The 16,615-nt window shown below is 56.1% G+C and carries 15 protein-coding genes; 12 read left to right on the top strand and 3 right to left on the bottom strand.

The features are described from left to right. The first annotated feature begins 84 nt into the window (after nt 1-84). From fadI to sixA, 3 genes are all read left to right on the top strand, one after another. Nucleotides 85-1,395 carry an acetyl-CoA C-acyltransferase FadI gene (fadI, locus tag GJ746_RS17885; protein WP_154681407.1) on the top strand — a complete coding sequence of 437 codons (1,311 nt, stop codon included), beginning with the start codon at nt 85-87 and terminating at the stop codon, nt 1,393-1,395. After that, nucleotides 1,395-3,539, top strand: coding sequence for a fatty acid oxidation complex subunit alpha FadJ (gene fadJ, locus GJ746_RS17880; protein WP_154681406.1), 2,145 nt, complete (start codon nt 1,395-1,397; stop codon nt 3,537-3,539). The genes fadI and fadJ overlap by 1 nt, the downstream gene beginning before the upstream one ends. 209 nt (nt 3,540-3,748) lie before the next feature. After that, a complete protein-coding gene (gene sixA, locus GJ746_RS17875; RefSeq protein ID WP_154681405.1) occupies nt 3,749-4,234 on the top strand; it encodes a phosphohistidine phosphatase SixA in 486 nt (161 codons plus the stop codon). 19 nt (nt 4,235-4,253) lie between these two features. Here sixA and smrB read toward each other — a convergent pair whose 3' ends face one another. After that, the gene (gene smrB, locus GJ746_RS17870; protein ID WP_154681404.1) at nt 4,254-4,805 is read right to left on the bottom strand and encodes an endonuclease SmrB; all 552 of its coding nucleotides are present in this window, start codon (nt 4,803-4,805) and stop codon (nt 4,254-4,256) included. Nucleotides 4,806-4,972: 167 nt separating this feature from the next. On the opposite strand from smrB, the gene prmB reads away from it, so the two are divergent. The 6 genes from prmB to GJ746_RS17840 are packed head-to-tail and all read left to right on the top strand — an operon-like array spanning nt 4,973 to nt 9,524. Then, nucleotides 4,973-5,905 carry a 50S ribosomal protein L3 N(5)-glutamine methyltransferase gene (gene prmB, locus GJ746_RS17865; protein ID WP_154681403.1) on the top strand — a complete coding sequence of 311 codons (933 nt, stop codon included), beginning with the start codon at nt 4,973-4,975 and terminating at the stop codon, nt 5,903-5,905. Nucleotides 5,906-5,943: 38 nt separating this feature from the next. Then, the gene (gene aroC / locus GJ746_RS17860) at nt 5,944-7,029 is read left to right on the top strand and encodes a chorismate synthase (protein WP_154681402.1); all 1,086 of its coding nucleotides are present in this window, start codon (nt 5,944-5,946) and stop codon (nt 7,027-7,029) included. 3 nt (nt 7,030-7,032) lie between these two features. After that, a complete protein-coding gene (gene mepA, locus GJ746_RS17855) occupies nt 7,033-7,857 on the top strand; it encodes a penicillin-insensitive murein endopeptidase (RefSeq protein WP_154681401.1) in 825 nt (274 codons plus the stop codon). Continuing rightward, a complete protein-coding gene (locus GJ746_RS17850) occupies nt 7,857-8,666 on the top strand; it encodes a sulfite exporter TauE/SafE family protein (RefSeq protein ID WP_154681400.1) in 810 nt (269 codons plus the stop codon). Before mepA ends, GJ746_RS17850 begins: the two co-directional genes overlap by 1 nt. After that, nucleotides 8,666-9,214 carry an elongation factor P hydroxylase gene (locus tag GJ746_RS17845; RefSeq protein WP_154681399.1) on the top strand — a complete coding sequence of 183 codons (549 nt, stop codon included), beginning with the start codon at nt 8,666-8,668 and terminating at the stop codon, nt 9,212-9,214. Before GJ746_RS17850 ends, GJ746_RS17845 begins: the two co-directional genes overlap by 1 nt. A gap of 31 nt (nt 9,215-9,245) precedes the next feature. Next, complete coding sequence (locus GJ746_RS17840) at nt 9,246-9,524, top strand: YfcL family protein (RefSeq protein ID WP_154682767.1); 279 nt, start codon at nt 9,246-9,248, stop codon at nt 9,522-9,524. Nucleotides 9,525-9,575: 51 nt separating this feature from the next. Here the strand turns inward: GJ746_RS17840 and mnmC are convergent, their stop codons facing one another. Beyond that, the gene (gene mnmC, locus GJ746_RS17835) at nt 9,576-11,564 is read right to left on the bottom strand and encodes a bifunctional tRNA (5-methylaminomethyl-2-thiouridine)(34)-methyltransferase MnmD/FAD-dependent 5-carboxymethylaminomethyl-2-thiouridine(34) oxidoreductase MnmC (protein WP_154681398.1); all 1,989 of its coding nucleotides are present in this window, start codon (nt 11,562-11,564) and stop codon (nt 9,576-9,578) included. Between the two features lie 158 nt (nt 11,565-11,722). On the opposite strand from mnmC, the gene fabB reads away from it, so the two are divergent. Beyond that, a complete protein-coding gene (fabB, locus tag GJ746_RS17830; protein ID WP_154681397.1) occupies nt 11,723-12,940 on the top strand; it encodes a beta-ketoacyl-ACP synthase I in 1,218 nt (405 codons plus the stop codon). A 206-nt stretch (nt 12,941-13,146) separates the two neighbouring features. Then, nucleotides 13,147-14,322, top strand: a complete 1,176-nt coding sequence (locus tag GJ746_RS17825; protein WP_154681396.1) for an MFS transporter — start codon at nt 13,147-13,149, stop codon at nt 14,320-14,322. A 40-nt stretch (nt 14,323-14,362) separates the two neighbouring features. On the opposite strand, the gene flk is transcribed toward GJ746_RS17825, so the two are convergent. Further along, the gene (flk, locus tag GJ746_RS17820; protein WP_154681395.1) at nt 14,363-15,322 is read right to left on the bottom strand and encodes a flagella biosynthesis regulator Flk; all 960 of its coding nucleotides are present in this window, start codon (nt 15,320-15,322) and stop codon (nt 14,363-14,365) included. 123 nt (nt 15,323-15,445) lie between these two features. Between flk and pdxB the strand changes: the two genes are divergently transcribed. Continuing rightward, nucleotides 15,446-16,582: a 4-phosphoerythronate dehydrogenase PdxB gene (gene pdxB / locus GJ746_RS17815; protein ID WP_154681394.1), complete on the top strand. Its 1,137-nt coding sequence runs from the start codon at nt 15,446-15,448 to the stop codon at nt 16,580-16,582. The last annotated feature ends 33 nt before the right edge of the window (nt 16,583-16,615 follow it).

The following is a 16,615-nucleotide window of genomic DNA, read 5'->3' as shown; positions in this document are numbered from 1 at the left end:
TCCCCGGTTGGCTTAATGTAAAATATTGGTTAAAACTGTTATCAGGTCAGACCACTTTGTTTTACTGATTAACAGGGGAGCGTTATGAGTCAGGCATTACCGCTAGTCACCCGCCAGGGCGACCGTATAGCTATAGTCAGCGGTTTACGTACTCCGTTTGCCCGACAGGCGACGGCATTCCACGGCGTTCCGGCCGTTGATTTAGGTAAGCTGGTGGTCGGCGAAATGCTGGCGCGCAGCAATATCCCCGCGGAAATAATAGAACAACTGGTCTTTGGTCAGGTAGTGCAGATGCCTGAGGCGCCGAACATTGCCCGGGAGATTGTGCTGGGAACCGGCATGAGCGTGCATACTGATGCCTACAGCGTCAGTCGCGCCTGTGCGACCAGCTTTCAGGCGGTGGCCAACGTTGCGGAAAGCCTGATGGCAGGGACAATTCGTGCGGGGATCGCCGGTGGGGCTGACTCCTCTTCAGTATTACCCATTGGCGTGAGTAAAAAACTTGCCCGGACGCTTGTTGATGCCAACAAAGCCCGCACCCTTGGACAGCGCCTGAAGCTATTTTCCCGTCTGCGTTTTCGCGACCTTCTCCCCGTACCGCCTGCGGTGGCCGAATACTCAACCGGCCTGCGAATGGGTGATACCGCCGAACAAATGGCAAAAACCTGGGGCATCACTCGTGAACGGCAGGATGGGCTGGCGCTTCGTTCGCACCAGCTTGCCGCCAGAGCATGGGAGGAGGGGAAGCTAGCGGCAGAAGTGATGACCGCTTATACCCCGCCGTTCCGCGAGCCTTTGGAACAGGATAACAACATTCGTAAAAACTCAACGCTGGCGGATTACCAAAAGTTACGCCCGGCCTTTGACCGTAAACACGGTAGCGTGACCGCCGCAAACAGTACGCCGTTAACCGATGGCGCGGCGGCAGTGATTCTGATGACCGAGTCCCGGGCTAAAGAGCTGGGTATTGTGCCGCTGGGCTATCTTCGTAGCTATGCGTTTACCGCTATCGATGTACGACAGGATATGCTACTGGGCCCGGCGTGGTCGACGCCGCTGGCTCTGGAAAGGGCAGGGCTGACGCTGGCTGATTTAACCCTGATTGATATGCACGAAGCTTTTGCCGCCCAAACGCTGGCGAATTTACAGTGTATGGCAAGCGATCGTTTTGCCCGCGAAGTGCTTGGCCGCTCCCAGGCTATCGGTGAAGTCGATGAGAGCAAATTTAACGTGCTCGGTGGTTCGATAGCCTATGGTCATCCTTTTGCCGCCACCGGCGCGCGAATGATTACCCAAACACTACATGAACTACGGCGACGCGGCGGCGGGTTTGGTCTGGTCACCGCCTGCGCGGCGGGTGGGTTGGGTTCCGCCATGGTTCTGGAGGCAGAATAATGGAAACCATATCGGCATTTACGTTTGAGGTTCGCCCGGACAATATCGCGGTCATTACTATTGATGCGCCCGGCGAAAAAATGAATACCCTGAAAGCTGAGTTTGCCAGCGAGGTTCGGGGGATTATCCGGCAGATCCGTGACAATAAAGAACTGCGCGGCGCGGTGTTTATTTCGGCAAAACCGGATAATTTTATCGCCGGCGCTGATATCAATATGATTGCCCGCTGTCATACCGCTCAGGAGGCGGAGGCGCTGGCCCGTCAGGGACAGCAAATCATGGCCGAGATTCACGGGCTGTCGATTCCGGTGATTGCCGCTATCCATGGCGCATGTATGGGCGGCGGGCTTGAGCTGGCGCTGGCCTGCCACGGTCGAGTATGCAGCGATGATGATAAAACCCGGCTTGGTCTACCGGAGGTTCAGCTGGGGCTATTACCGGGTTCTGGTGGAACCCAGCGTCTGCCGCGCTTAATTGGCGTCAGTCGGGCGCTGGAGATGATCCTGACCGGCAAACAGCTACGCCCGCGTCAGGCGCTGAAGGCCGGGCTGGTTGATGATGTCGTACCACGGGCGATTTTATTGCAAACCGCGGTTGAACTGGCCCTGAAGGGGCGCCCGGCAAGTCGAAGCGTGTCGGCGCGTGAAAGGATACTCGCGGGTCCTCTTGCCCGCAGCCTGCTGTTTCGTCTGGTTGCGAAAAAGACCTATCAGAAGACGCAGGGGAACTATCCGGCGGCAGAGCGCATTTTGCAGGTGATTGAAACCGGACTCGCTCAGGGCAGCGGTAGCGGATATGCAGAGGAGGCTCGCGCATTTGGCGAGCTGGCGATGACATCGCAATCACAGGCGCTGCGTTCGATTTTTTTCGCCAGCACCGATCTGAAAAAAGATCGCGGCGCGGAGGCTGAGCCTGGCGCGCTGCGCAGCGTTGGCATCCTTGGCGGCGGACTAATGGGCGGCGGCATCGCCTACGTCACCGCGTGTAAAGGTGGGTTGCCGGTACGTATCAAAGACATTCAGCCGCGCGGGATCAATCATGCATTGAAGTACAGCTGGGATCTGCTCGACAAACAAGTACGCCGCCGCTATCTGCGCGCCAGCGAGCGCGACCGTCAGTTGGCATTAATCTCCGGTTCTCTGGATTATCAAGGGTTCGCTCATCGCGATGTGGTGATAGAAGCTGTATTTGAAGATCTGGCGCTTAAGCAGAAAATGGTGAGTGAAGTCGAACAGCACTGTAGTGCGGAAACTATTTTTGCTTCTAACACTTCGTCTTTGCCGATCGGTGATATCGCAGCGCACGCAAGCAGGCCGCAGCGGGTTATCGGGCTTCACTTTTTTAGTCCGGTAGACAAAATGCCGCTGGTGGAGGTGATTCCCCATTCAGGTACGGACCAGCAGACTATTGCGACGGCGGTAAAGCTCGCGAAACTGCAGGGTAAAACGCCCATTGTGGTGGCCGATAAAGCCGGTTTTTATGTTAACCGTATCCTGGCCCCCTATATTAATGAAGCAATGCGTCTGTTAACGGAAGGGGAGCCGGTAGAACATATTGATAAGTCGTTGGTTAAATTTGGTTTTCCGGTTGGCCCTATTCAGCTTCTCGATGAAGTAGGGATCGATACCGGTACCAAAATTATTCCCGTTCTGGAGGCCGCATGGGGGGAACGTTTTAGCCCGCCTGCAAACATCATTAGCTCGATTCTGAATGACGATCGCAAAGGTAGAAAAAATAACCGGGGTTTCTATCTTTATGAGCCAAAAGGGCGTAAAAGCAAAAAAAGACCCGACCCGGCGATTTACTCTTTGCTGGGAGTATCTTCTCCACAGGCTCGCTTATCCGCGCAGCAGGTGGCTGAACGTTGCGTAATGATGATGCTTAACGAAGCGGCTCGCTGCTTTGATGAGCGGGTTATTCGTAGCGCCCGGGATGGCGACATTGGCGCCGTGTTTGGTATTGGTTTTCCGCCGTTTCTTGGCGGCCCGTTCCGCTATATGGATAAGCTCGGTGCGGGGGAAGTCGCAGCGATTTTGCAGCGCCTGGCCGCACAGTACGGCCCGCGTTTTACGCCATGTGACACTTTGTTACATATGGCTGAGCAGGGGGCGACCTTTTGGCCCGCTGATGAACGTACGACCTAAGTTGTGGTCAAAGAAGGTAAATCCGCCAGTGAATGGTGCTGTCCTTTGGCGATTTTGTAAGCAATAGTTGACTATACTTACGCCATTGAGGTAAAAAACAGCGTTTCATTCGTTGAATGGATCAGGCACAATGCCCGGCCACCGAGTCGTCTGCGTATCAATTACGTCAGGAAGATTTCGGTGCTTCTGGTTAACAAAAGCGGTGCAATATGCAAGTTTTTATCATGCGTCACGGCGACGCTGCCCTCGATGCAGCCAGTGACTCGGTTCGTCCATTAACCGTCTGCGGTTGCGATGAGTCCCGTCAGATGGCAACCTGGCTGAAAGGTCAAAAAGTGGATATTGAACGGGTTCTTGTCAGTCCCTACCTGCGTGCAGAACAGACGCTGGAGATCGTTGGGGAGTGCATGAATCTGCCAAAAGATGTCGACGTGATGCCGGAACTCACGCCGTGCGGCGATGTTGGAATGGTCAGCGCCTATCTTCAGGCGCTGGCGAATGAAGGTGTGGCAACGGCGCTGGTCGTGTCCCATCTCCCTCTGGTGGGGTACCTCGTCTCAGAGCTGTGCCCGGGGGAAACTCCCCCGATGTTCACCACTTCGGCTATTGCCTGCGTCACGCTTGATACCAGCGGCAAAGGCGAATTCAACTGGCAAATGAGCCCCTGCAATTTGAAGATGGCGAAGGCTATCTGATTTCTTCCGGAGCTGACGTTTACGGAAGCTCCGGCGGTTGCCACTCTTCCACTTCAATCAGTACCAGCAGTGCGGCGTCGCCGCCGTACTCTTTTGGTGCCTGATGAAACGCCATAATATGCGGATGCTGAGCCAGCCAAAGCGGCGTTTGCTGTTTGAGAATATGCTTCCCATGCCCGTGCATCACGCAGGCGCAAAACACGTGTTCGCGACGGCAGGCGGCAATCAAAGCCCCCAGCTCCTGCTTGGCCTGCTGTTGGGTTAATCCATGCAGATCGAGAAACAGTTCCGGTGAATAATCACCGCGCCGCAGTTTTTTCAGCTCAAAGTGGCTGACGTCTGAACGTACATACTTAACCGAGCCTTCGGTATTCAGCAACGGCTGAAACTCGTCGGAAAAATAGTGGCTATTATCCGCCTGCTCCTGGAGCAGTCGCTTGGGCGGGACTTCAGTGATTTTTTTGCGCTGTGGGCGATGAACGATGGTGTCCTGTTTAATCTGACGCGTGCCGGTCATCAGCTGCCGGAACAATGCCTGATCCTCCTCGCTTAGCGGTGTTTTCTTTTTCATTACCAGATCTCAGTTTTTCTTTGCCGTTAGTTTACCCGACTCGCCGCGCATCCGGGCAAGGAAAACCTATTTTTCCCCTTTAGCCTGACGTAAGAATGCTGATTTATCCCCGTCTTCGTGGCAAACTAGCCGCCGAATTTATAGCAGAGCGTGCCCTGGGGGATAGCGTGGATAAAATTTTTGTTGATGAAGCCGTAAATGAGCTTCATACCATTCAGGACATGCTGCGTTGGGCGGTTAGCCGCTTTAGCGCTGCAAATATCTGGTACGGACACGGTACCGACAACCCGTGGGACGAAGCGGTGCAGCTGGTTATGCCATCGCTGTATCTGCCGCTCGATATTCCGGAAGATATGCGCACCGCGCGTCTGACTTCCAGCGAAAAACACCGCATCGTTGAGCGCGTGATTCGCCGCATTAACGAGCGCATTCCGGTTGCCTATCTGACCAACAAAGCCTGGTTCTGCGGTCATGAATTTTACGTTGATGAGCGCGTGCTGGTACCGCGCTCGCCGATTGGCGAACTCATTAATAATCATTTTTCCGGTCTGATTGACCACTATCCGCAGCACATCCTGGATATGTGCACCGGCAGCGGCTGCATTGCTATTGCCTGCGCATACGCTTTCCCGGAAGCGGAAGTCGATGCGGTGGATATTTCCCAGGACGCGCTGGCCGTAACCGAGCTGAACGTCGAAGAGCATGGTTTAATTCACAATGTTACGCCGATTCGTTCCGATCTTTTCCGCGACCTGCCGAAGGTGCAATACGATCTGATCGTAACCAATCCGCCGTACGTTGATGAAGAAGATATGTCCGACCTGCCGGGCGAATACCGTCATGAACCGGTGCTAGGCCTGGCTTCCGGCAGCGATGGTTTGAAATTGACTCGCCGGATTCTGGCCTGCGCGCCGGATTATCTCAGCGATGACGGTATCCTGATTTGTGAAGTCGGTAACAGCATGGTACATCTGATGGAGCAGTATCCTGATGTACCGTTTACCTGGCTGGAGTTTGAAAACGGCGGCGATGGCGTCTTTATGCTGACCAAACCGCAGCTGATTGCCGCCCGCGCGCATTTCGGCATCTATAAAGACTAAAAACAACACGCAAACATAACGACAAGAACGGAGCCGTGATGGCAGGAAATACAATAGGACAACTCTTTCGCGTGACCACTTTCGGCGAGTCGCACGGCCTGGCGCTTGGCTGCATCGTCGATGGTGTGCCGCCGGGCATTCCTTTAACCGAAGCCGATCTGCAGCACGATCTCGATCGTCGTCGTCCGGGAACGTCACGCTATACCACCCAGCGCCGCGAGCCGGATCAGGTTAAGATCCTTTCCGGCGTATTTGAAGGCGTGACGACCGGGACCAGCATTGGTCTGCTGATTGAGAATACCGATCAGCGCTCTCAGGACTACGGCGCTATTAAGGATGTTTTCCGTCCCGGACACGCTGATTATACCTACGAACAAAAATACGGTCTGCGCGACTATCGCGGAGGCGGTCGTTCCTCCGCGCGCGAAACCGCTATGCGCGTGGCCGCCGGGGCGATAGCCAAGAAGTTCCTCGCTGAAAAATTTGGCATCGTGATCCGCGGCTGCCTGACCCAGATGGGCGATATTCCTCTGGCTATCAAAGACTGGGAGCAGGTAGAACAAAACCCGTTCTTTTGTCCGGATCCGGACAAAATTGAAGCGCTTGATGAACTGATGCGCAGCCTGAAAAAAGAGGGCGACTCCATTGGAGCGAAGGTGACCGTCGTGGCCGACGGCGTACCGCCGGGGCTCGGCGAGCCGGTGTTCGACCGTCTGGATGCCGATATCGCGCACGCGCTGATGAGCATCAATGCGGTGAAGGGAGTGGAAATTGGCGATGGTTTTGAGGTGGTCAAGCTTCGCGGCAGCGAAAACCGCGACGAAATTACCAATGCGGGTTTCCTGAGCAATCATGCGGGCGGTATTCTCGGTGGTATCAGCAGCGGTCAGCAGATCGTCGCGAATATTGCCCTGAAGCCAACCTCCAGCATTACCGTTCCGGGGCGCACGATTAATCGCTTTGGCGAAGAAGTTGAGATGATCACCAAAGGGCGTCACGATCCTTGTGTCGGTATTCGTGCAGTACCTATTGCCGAAGCGATGCTGGCGATCGTGCTAATGGATCACTTTATGCGTCAGCGCGCGCAAAACGGCGACGTGACGACATCAATTCCACGCTGGTAACAGATGAAAAAAACCGTTATCGCACTGCTGGCGCTCCTCGCCAGCGGTACCAGCCTGGCGGCGACGCCGTGGCAGAAAATCACCCAGCCCGTCAGCGGGAGCCCGCAGTCCATCGGCGCATTTGCGAATGGCTGTATCGTTGGCGCGCAGGCGCTGCCGCTAAACGCTACCGGCTATCAGGTCATGCGTACCGATCAGCGTCGCTACTTCGGTCATCCGGATCTCGTCCAGTTTATTCAGCGTCTGAGCGATCGGGTGCACAATAAAGGCATGGGAACGGTACTGATTGGCGATATGGGAATGCCGGCAGGTGGCCGTTTCAACGGCGGGCATGCCAGCCATCAGTCCGGGCTGGATGTCGATATTTTCCTGCAACTACCGCAATCCCGCTGGACTTCCGCACAGTTGCTGAAACCGCAGGCGCTGGATTTGGTGGCCCGCGACGGTAAACGCGTGGCGCCGTCTCTGTGGAGCCCGCAAATCAGTCAGCTGATTAAGATGGCGGCGCAGGATAGTGAAGTTACGCGCATTTTCGTCAACCCGGCGATTAAACAGCAATTATGCCTGGATGCCGGTGGCGATCGCGACTGGTTACGTAAAGTGCGCCCGTGGTTCCAGCACCGGGCGCATATGCACGTGCGTCTGCGCTGTCCGGCCGGCAGCCTCGAATGTGAAGACCAGGCTCCGCCTCCGGCAGGAGACGGCTGTGGTGCCGAATTGCAAAGCTGGTTTGAACCACCTAAGCCAGGATCAACCCCTCCTGTGAAGAAGGCGCCGCCTCCGCTGCCGCCTTCCTGCCAGGCGCTACTGGATGAGCATATTCTTTAATGGATAGTTTTATCGACCTTTTTATGGTGTCACCGACGGTTCTTGTCGTGCTGTTCTTTGTGGCTATTCTGGCGGGATTTATTGATTCGCTGGCGGGCGGCGGTGGGCTATTAACCGTCCCGGCCCTGATGGCGGCGGGCCTGCCTCCCGCGCAGGCGCTGGCAACTAACAAGCTGCAGGCCTGCGGCGGGTCGCTGTCCGCTTCGCTTTATTTCATTCGCCGCAAGGTAGTGAATCTGGCCGATCAGAAGCTTAATATTCTGATGACCTTTCTCGGTTCGACCGGCGGCGCGCTGCTGGTCCAGCACGTCCAGTCCGACGTTCTTAAGCAAATACTGCCTATTCTGGTGATCGGCATCGGTCTCTATTTTCTGCTGATGCCGAAGCTCGGTGAGGAGGACCGGCAGCGCCGTCTGTACGGACTGCCGTTCGCCCTGGTCGCTGGCGGCTGCGTTGGTTTTTACGATGGTTTTTTTGGCCCGGGGGCCGGATCTTTTTACGCGCTGGCTTTCGTCACGCTGGCCGGGTTCAATCTGGCGAAATCGACCGCGCATGCCAAATTGCTTAACGCGACCTCTAACGTTGGCGGCCTGCTGCTGTTTATCATTGGCGGCAAGGTGATTTGGGCTACTGGTTTTGTGATGATGGCCGGGCAGTTTATCGGCGCGCGCGCGGGATCGCGTCTGGTGCTGAGCAAAGGACAGTCACTGATTCGACCGATGATCGTTGTGGTGTCGGCGGTGATGAGTGCAAAACTTCTCTATGACAGCCATGGACAGGAGATCCTCCACTGGTTGGGGATGAGCTAATGAACAGTACGCATAATTACGAACAGCTGATTGAAATTTTCGACGGCTGTTTTGCCGATGAATTTAATACTCGTCTGATCAAAGGCGATGACGAACCGATCTATCTTCCGGCAGATGATGACGTGCCTTACAACCGCATCGTCTTTGCCCATGGTTTTTATGCCAGCGGGCTACATGAGATATCGCACTGGTGCATTGCCGGGAAGGCGCGCCGCGAGCTGGTTGATTTCGGTTACTGGTACTGCCCGGACGGGCGCGACGCGATGACCCAGTCAAAATTTGAAGACGTCGAGGTGAAGCCTCAGGCCTTCGACTGGCTGTTTTGCGTGGCGGCGGGATATCCGTTTAACGTTAGCTGCGACAACCTGGAAGGAGATTTTGAGCCTGACCGGATAGCTTTTCAGCGGTGCGTGCATGCCCAGGTAATGACCTATCTGGAGCAGGGTATCCCCGAGCGTCCCGCACGTTTTATTCAGGCGCTGCAAGAATATTACCAAACGCCGCCTTTGACGGCAGAACAGTTCCCGTGGCCGGAAGACCTGCACTAAGGCCACGCTTTATATACTATGAGGAAAGATGATGATCGCGGAGTTTGAATCACGCATTCTGGCGTTAATTGACAATATGGTAGACCACGCCAGTGATGATGAACTGTTTGCCGGCGGTTATCTGCGCGGCCACCTGACGCTGGCGGTGGCCGAGCTGGAGGGAGAAGAAGCGCATACCGCGCAGGCGGTACACGAGAAAGTGGCCCAAAGCCTGGAAAAAGCCATCAGCGCAGGTGAACTGTCGCCGCCGGACCAGATTCTGGTGCAGGGAATGTGGGAAAGCTTGTATCAGAAAGCGATGCAGCAGTAGTACTCCTCAGCTGCAGCCCGGTGTTTGCTCCGCCGGGCCGATTTTCCCCGCTTATTTCACCGCCTTACCTTTCAGCAGCTTTCTTACCCATAAACGGTTCGGATTCAGCGCCGCTAGCGTTTCTTTGTCCATTGGTAATGGCTCATTGCTCATTTGCGCCGCCAGAATCTCTGCTGCCAGCGGAGCGGAGCATAGGCCGCGTGAACCCAGCGCTCCCAGCATAAACAGATTGTGGTAAACCGGCGCTTCTCCTGCCTGTTCATGATGTTCGGCCAGCGAGGCGTATTCACTTAAGGTGGCGTCATAATCCGGCACGTTACCCACCATCGGCAAATGATCGCGGGTTGCACAGCGCACGCCGCTGCGGGCTTCATTCGCGCTAACGTCAACCTCCCGCGCCCATTCCGCCTGCGGGAAACAGTCTATCAAGCGCTGCCGATTCTGTTGCTGATCGTCGGCGCTAAACGCGGTATCCGTCTGTCCGCGATGGTAGCTTGCGCCAATGCAGTGCTGCCGGTTGTGCGGGTTTTGCGGCGTCAAATAGCCGTTGTAGCACAGGACCTGCCGCAGTGATGATAGCCCGGGCGTGGTCGGAATATGGCTGACCTGGCCGGAGACCGGATACATGGGGAGATGCTCCGTCTGGCTGAAGCTGGTCAGCTGATGGCCATTAGCCAGCACGACTACCTCATGGTACTGACGCTGGTTTAATTGCCAACCGCTATTCTCAGCGCAGATTGCCTCTACAGGATGATTATAGTGAACGCGCAGTCCGCGAGCCGCGGCAAGAGCCAGTAGTTCAGTCGTTAACTGCTGAGGACAGAGCCAGCCTCCGGCAGGATAGGTTATTCCTCCGCAGCCGGTTTCGACGCCGGTTTGTTCGGCTGCGGCCTGTGCGTTAACGGCAACGGCGATTTCCGCAGGTAGATTCAGCTCAACCATCTGGGCGATTTTCTGCGCGCTTTTGACATCCCAGCCCAGCTGCGTCACTCCGCACCAGTCATGATCGAACATGACCGGAAGATGGTCGTAGAGGCGGCGGGCGAAAGTAAACGCCGCCGGGAAAAATTGAGCCAGAGCGGGATCGTGCTGGCTGAGCAGCGGATAGAGCGCTCCCTGGCGGTTTCCGGATGCCCCTTCTGCCGGAGCGCCGTCGGCGCAATATAGTGTCACCTGCCATCCGCGGCGCAGCAGCGACAGCGCGAGCAGGGCGCTGGCGATCCCCCCGCCGATAATCGCCGCATCGCGCTGCTCCGTGCCGCTGCGGGTAAACCACGGCGTACGCCCGGGAAAGGTCAGCTGCTGGTTCATTTCGCCGATGAGCATTTCGCGCTTGCGGCCAAAACCTTTGCGTTTCTGCATACTGAAACCGGCTTCCTGCAGGCCGCGGCGCACAAAGCCTGCGGAAGTGAAGGTGGCCAGGGTACAGCCGGGTCTTGCCAGACGAGCCATTGCCGCAAAGAGTTCCGCCGTCCACATATCCGGATTTTTTGCTGGTGCAAAACCATCAAGAAACCAGGCATCCACCTGCTGGTTCAGCGAATCATCAAGCCGATCGGTCAGCTCGTTGATATCGCCAAACCATAAATCCAGCGTTATGCGTCCGTCGTCCAGCAGCAGACGATGGCAGCCGGCGACAGGCAGAGGCCACTGCGCCTGAAGCTGCTCGGCCCATGGCGTCAGTTCTGGCCAGCTCTGATGCGCAAGGCGCAGGTCGTCTGCTTTCAGCGGAAATTTTTCGAAACTGATGAAATGTAATCTTTGCAGGGTAGCTTGTGGATGATGGCGAAGAAAAACGTCAAATGCCTGCCATAGCGTCAGGAAATTTAATCCGGTGCCGAACCCGCTTTCGGCCACGATAAATAACGGGCGTGAATGAGTTGGGAAGCGTTCATTGAGCTGGTTTCCGTCAAGGAAAACGTAACGGGTCTCTTCCAGACCGTTGTCATTGGAAAAATAGACATCGTCAAAATCTCGGGAAACAGGTGTACCCTCAGCGTTGAATTCCAGGTTGGCAGGTTGTATGGCGTTTTGTTTCACGTAAGTTACTCGAATCACAAGGCGTAGAACGATCTTAACGATGTGTGTCTGAGGGCGCAAATTTATACACAAATTGGCTGATCGGACTTGTTCGGCGTACAAGTGTACGCTATTGTGCGACTCGAAACTTAATATAGTGCGACTTACAGAGGTATTGAATGAAACGTGCAGTGATTACTGGCCTGGGCATCGTTTCCAGTATTGGTAATAACCAGCAGGAAGTCCTGGCATCTCTGCGTGAAGGACGCTCCGGGATCACTTTCTCTGAAGAGTTTAAAGATTCAGGAATGCGCAGCCACGTATGGGGCAACGTCAAACTGGATACCGCCGGTTTGATCGACCGTAAAGTGGTTCGTTTCATGAACGATGCCTCTATCTATTCCTATCTTTCCATGCAGCAGGCAATTGAAGATGCTGGCCTGAAAGATGAGGTCTATCAGCAAAACCCACGCGTGGGCCTGATTGCCGGTTCTGGCGGTTCTTCGAAATCTCAGGTTTTCGGCGCTGATGCTATGCGCAGTCCGCGCGGTCTGAAAGCCGTTGGTCCTTATGTGGTCACCAAAGCGATGGCGTCAGCGGTATCCGCTTGCCTGGCCACACCGTTCAAAATCTACGGCGTGAACTACTCTATCAGCTCCGCATGTGCGACTTCCGCGCACTGCATCGGTAACGCAGTTGAACAAATTCAGCTGGGCAAACAGGACATCGTGTTTGCTGGCGGCGGTGAAGAACTGTGCTGGGAAATGGCGTGCGAATTCGATGCGATGGGCGCACTGTCTACCAAATACAACGAAACGCCGGATAAAGCGTCCCGTACTTATGATACCCACCGTGATGGTTTCGTTATCGCGGGCGGCGGCGGTATGGTCGTGGTTGAAGAACTGGAACATGCCCTGGCGCGCGGCGCGCACATCTATGCGGAAATCGTTGGCTACGGCGCAACGTCCGATGGCGCAGATATGGTTGCCCCATCAGGTGAAGGCGCGGTTCGCTGCATGAAGATGGCGATGCACGGCGTTGATACTCCGATTGATTACTTGAACTCACACGGTACTTCAACGCCGGTTGGCGACGTGAAGGAGCTGGGTGCGATCCGTGAAGTCTTTGGCGATAACAGCCCGGCAATCTCCGCCACGAAAGCGATGACCGGCCACTCCCTGGGCGCAGCTGGCGTACAGGAAGCAATCTACTCCCTGCTGATGCTGGAACACGGCTTTATCGCTCCGAGCATCAACATTGAAGAGATGGACGAACAGGCCGCCGGTCTGAATATCGTGACCGAGACTACCGAGCGCGCGCTGACTACCGTAATGTCTAACAGCTTCGGCTTCGGCGGTACTAACGCCACGCTGGTAATGCGTAAATACAGCGCATAACGAGCATGCTTTGCAAGAGGGGGCCTGTTGGCCCCCTTTTTTGTATTCTTGACAGACCCCTGCGGGAAAAGGCAAACTCCTGCCACATTATTATGTTCCCAGATAATGCGTAAGCGTTTAACGTCATCCAACGCGCCTTAACCCTGATTATCAGGTGGAGAGGACGTGGCTATCACCTCGCCTTACTCTGCGAACTGGAGTAAAGCATGTCCGCAGTCACTGAAACAAAAAATTCCCCTTCAGCGAATGGTTCCCTGTTTCGGATCACTTTCGCCGTTTTTCTGACCTATATGACCGTTGGGTTGCCGTTACCGGTTATCCCCTTGTTCGTCCATCATGAACTGGAATTCGGCAATACTATGGTAGGCATCGCCGTCGGTATCCAGTTTCTGGCGACCGTATTAACCCGCGGCTACGCCGGTCGTCTGGCCGATCAGTACGGCGCGAAGCGCTCTGTGCTACAGGGGATGCTGGCCTGTGCGCTGGCGGGAGGCGCCTGGTTATGCGCCGCGCTGCTGCCGGTGCCCGTTATGGCAAAGTTTGGCCTGCTGGTACTGGGGCGCCTGATCCTCGGTTTTGGTGAGAGCCAGCTGCTTACCGGTAATTTAAGCTGGGGAATGGGCCTGGTAGGCCCCATGCGTTCCGGGAAAGTGATGTCGTGGAACGGCATGGCGATATACGGCTCGCTGGCGGCGGGGGCTCCGCTGGGGTTGCTGATTTACAGCCATTTTGGCGTCGCGGCGCTGGCCGGCGTCACCATGGTACTGCCGCTTGTGGCCTGGGCGATTAACGGCACGGTGCGTAAAATTCCGGCCCATGGAGGCGAGCGCCCGTCGCTGTGGAGCGTGGTGGGCATGATCTGGCGGCCCGGTATCGGTCTCGGATTACAGGGCGTCGGTTTCGCGGTGATCGGTACATTCGTCTCTTTGTATTTCGCCAGCAACGGCTGGGCGATGGCCGGTTTTACGCTGACCGCGTTTGGCGGAGCGTTTGTGCTGATGCGCATACTGTTTGGCTGGATGCCGGATCGCTTTGGCGGCGTGAAAGTGGCCATCATTTCACTGGTGATTGAAGCAATAGGGCTGGCTCTGCTGTGGCAGGCGCCAAATGCCTGGATTGCGCTGGCTGGGGCCGCACTAACCGGCTGCGGTTGTTCGCTTATTTTCCCGGCGCTGGGCGTTGAGGTCGTAAAACGGGTACCGCCGCAGGTACGAGGTACGGCGCTTGGCGGATACGCTGCGTTTCAGGATATCTCCTACGGCATCAGCGGCCCGCTTGCCGGGCTGCTCGCCACTTCTTTAGGCTACTCTTCCGTTTTCCTGGCTGCGGCAATATGCGCAGTACTGGGGATTCTGATTACGCTGCTTTCGCTGCGCAAATAGGTCACCGCTTCGGCCCGACACGCGGGCCGACTCTCGATGTCTAAATCACCAGCCACAGCAGAATAAGCACCACGAGCAACGCCAGCGCGATAGCCCACGGCTTTTTAAACGCTTGCCACGGTGATGAAGGTGGCTCCTGAACCGGCGGAATTGCCAGCGTCTCCTGCGCTCTGGCGACCCTGAGCACGAAAATTTTGTTAAGCAGCGTCAACAACTGCGCGGCGCTGAGCGGCGTTTGCGCCGTCGCATGCCAGCTGGTTTGCGCAAAATCCATCACTTTTTGCCACTCTGCGGCTTCAAGCGGCTGCTTCAACGCAGCCTGCAATGACGTCAGCGTCGGCGTAGCCTGCGTGCTGAGCGTTTGCCGCGCGTGGAGCCAGTAAGAGAGGGGGGTGAAATGGGTCGCCGGGATCAGCTCTCCGCTTTTGACGCCGCTTAGTTCCAGCATCGACTGCCAGATAAGCTTGCTGGACTCGCCGGTGGCAGCGGCAAGTTTGGTCACCTGTTGATTGAGCGTATTGTGCTCCGCTGGCAGCAGCGGGCGATGGGTTGGCGGACGCTGCTGGGGCTGAGGAATCGAGAGTTGACCGCTTTGCAGCAGCTGCAGAATATTCTCCAGCTGCGGCAGGGTTAAGCCGTGCAGCGCGGTTTGACCGTCATGCTGACGAATGTAATCGCTAACCGCCTGACGGTTGTTACCCTGATTCAGCAGATCGCTCAGCTGCGCCAGAATTTGCCGACGGTGATGATTTTGTTGGGCGAGGATTAAGCGCTGATTCAGGCTGGACTCGGCGGCGGCAAAATGGCTTGCCAGCAGCGGGGCGTCATTTTTCAGGCTCAGATCGTGTCTCACGCAGGCCCATACTTCCGCATTCTGCTGCGATGTTAAGGCCACCAGGCGCGTAATAAGGCGCTCAAGCGCGGTACGCTGCTGAGTGGTGAGCGGAGGTTCGCCTGTCCCCGGAGGGCGATCGGACATACCTGAAACGGGATGCGTCATGATTAATCCTTTGCGTATTGCTGTACTAAATTACTGTACTAAGGGCCGGGTGGTGATGTTCCTGGCGGGCAGATTATGGCACACTTCCCCGGTTTACTCTCGCTCTCAGACAGGTACTGAACCGTGAAAATCCTCGTTGATGAAAATATGCCCTATGCGCGTGAGCTTTTTAGCCGCCTGGGGGAAGTGAAGGCCGTTGCTGGTCGTCCTGTCCCGGTCGAAGCGTTGAATAATGCCGATGCGCTGATGGTTCGCTCGGTCACAAAAGTTAACGAAGCGCTGCTCTCCGGCAAGGCTATCAAATTTGTTGGCACTGCGACGGCAGGTACCGATCACGTCGATCAGGCGTGGCTGCAGCAGGCGGGAATCGGCTTTTCCGCGGCGCCGGGCTGTAACGCTATTGCGGTGGTGGAATATGTCTTTTCAGCGCTGCTCATGCTGGCTGAACGCGATGGTTTCGCGCTGAACGACCGTACCGTCGGGATCGTGGGCGTCGGCAACGTGGGCGGGCGTTTGCAAAAACGCCTTGAGGCTTTGGGAATTAAAACGCTGCTTTGCGATCCGCCGCGTGCCGATCGTGGCGATGAAGGCGATTTCCGTACCCTTGACGAGCTGGTGCAGGAAGCGGACATCCTGACTTTCCATACGCCGCTTTATAAAGAAGGGCAGTATAAAACGCTACACCTGGCGGATGAGGCGCTGATAAGCCGCCTGCAGCCGGGGACGATTTTAATCAACGCCTGCCGTGGGGCGGTGGTGGATAACGCCGCGTTGCTTAAACGATTACAGGCAAATCAGTCGTTAAGCGTGGTACTGGATGTCTGGGAGCCGGAGCCGCACTTAAATACCGAATTGCTCCAGCGGGTTGATATCGGTACTCCGCATATTGCCGGTTACACCCTTGAAGGAAAAGCGCGCGGTACGACGCAGGTTTTTGAAGCCTATAGCGCGTTTATTGGCCACCCGCAGCAGGTGGCGCTGGACACGCTGCTACCGGCGCCGGAGTTTGGCCGCATTACGCTGCACGGGCCGCTCGATCAGGCAACGCTAAAACGGCTGGCGCATTTGGTGTATGATGTGCGCCGCGATGATGCGCCGCTGCGAAAAGTCGCGGGCGTTGCGGGCGAGTTCGACAAGCTGCGCAAGAATTACCAGGAACGCCGAGAATGGTCTTCGCTGTACGTGCAGTGCAGCGATGCCCAGGCGGCGACGCTGCTGCGCCAGCTGGGCTTTAACGCCGTACATCATCCTGTTCGTTAATATCATCTTAATGCTCCTGCCGGATAATCCGGC

This window comes from Klebsiella oxytoca (assembly GCF_009707385.1).
GTDB lineage: Bacteria > Pseudomonadota > Gammaproteobacteria > Enterobacterales > Enterobacteriaceae > Klebsiella > Klebsiella oxytoca_C.
The sequence above is the reverse complement of the archived record's forward strand: the minus strand, read 5'-3'. Positions and strand labels throughout refer to the sequence as shown.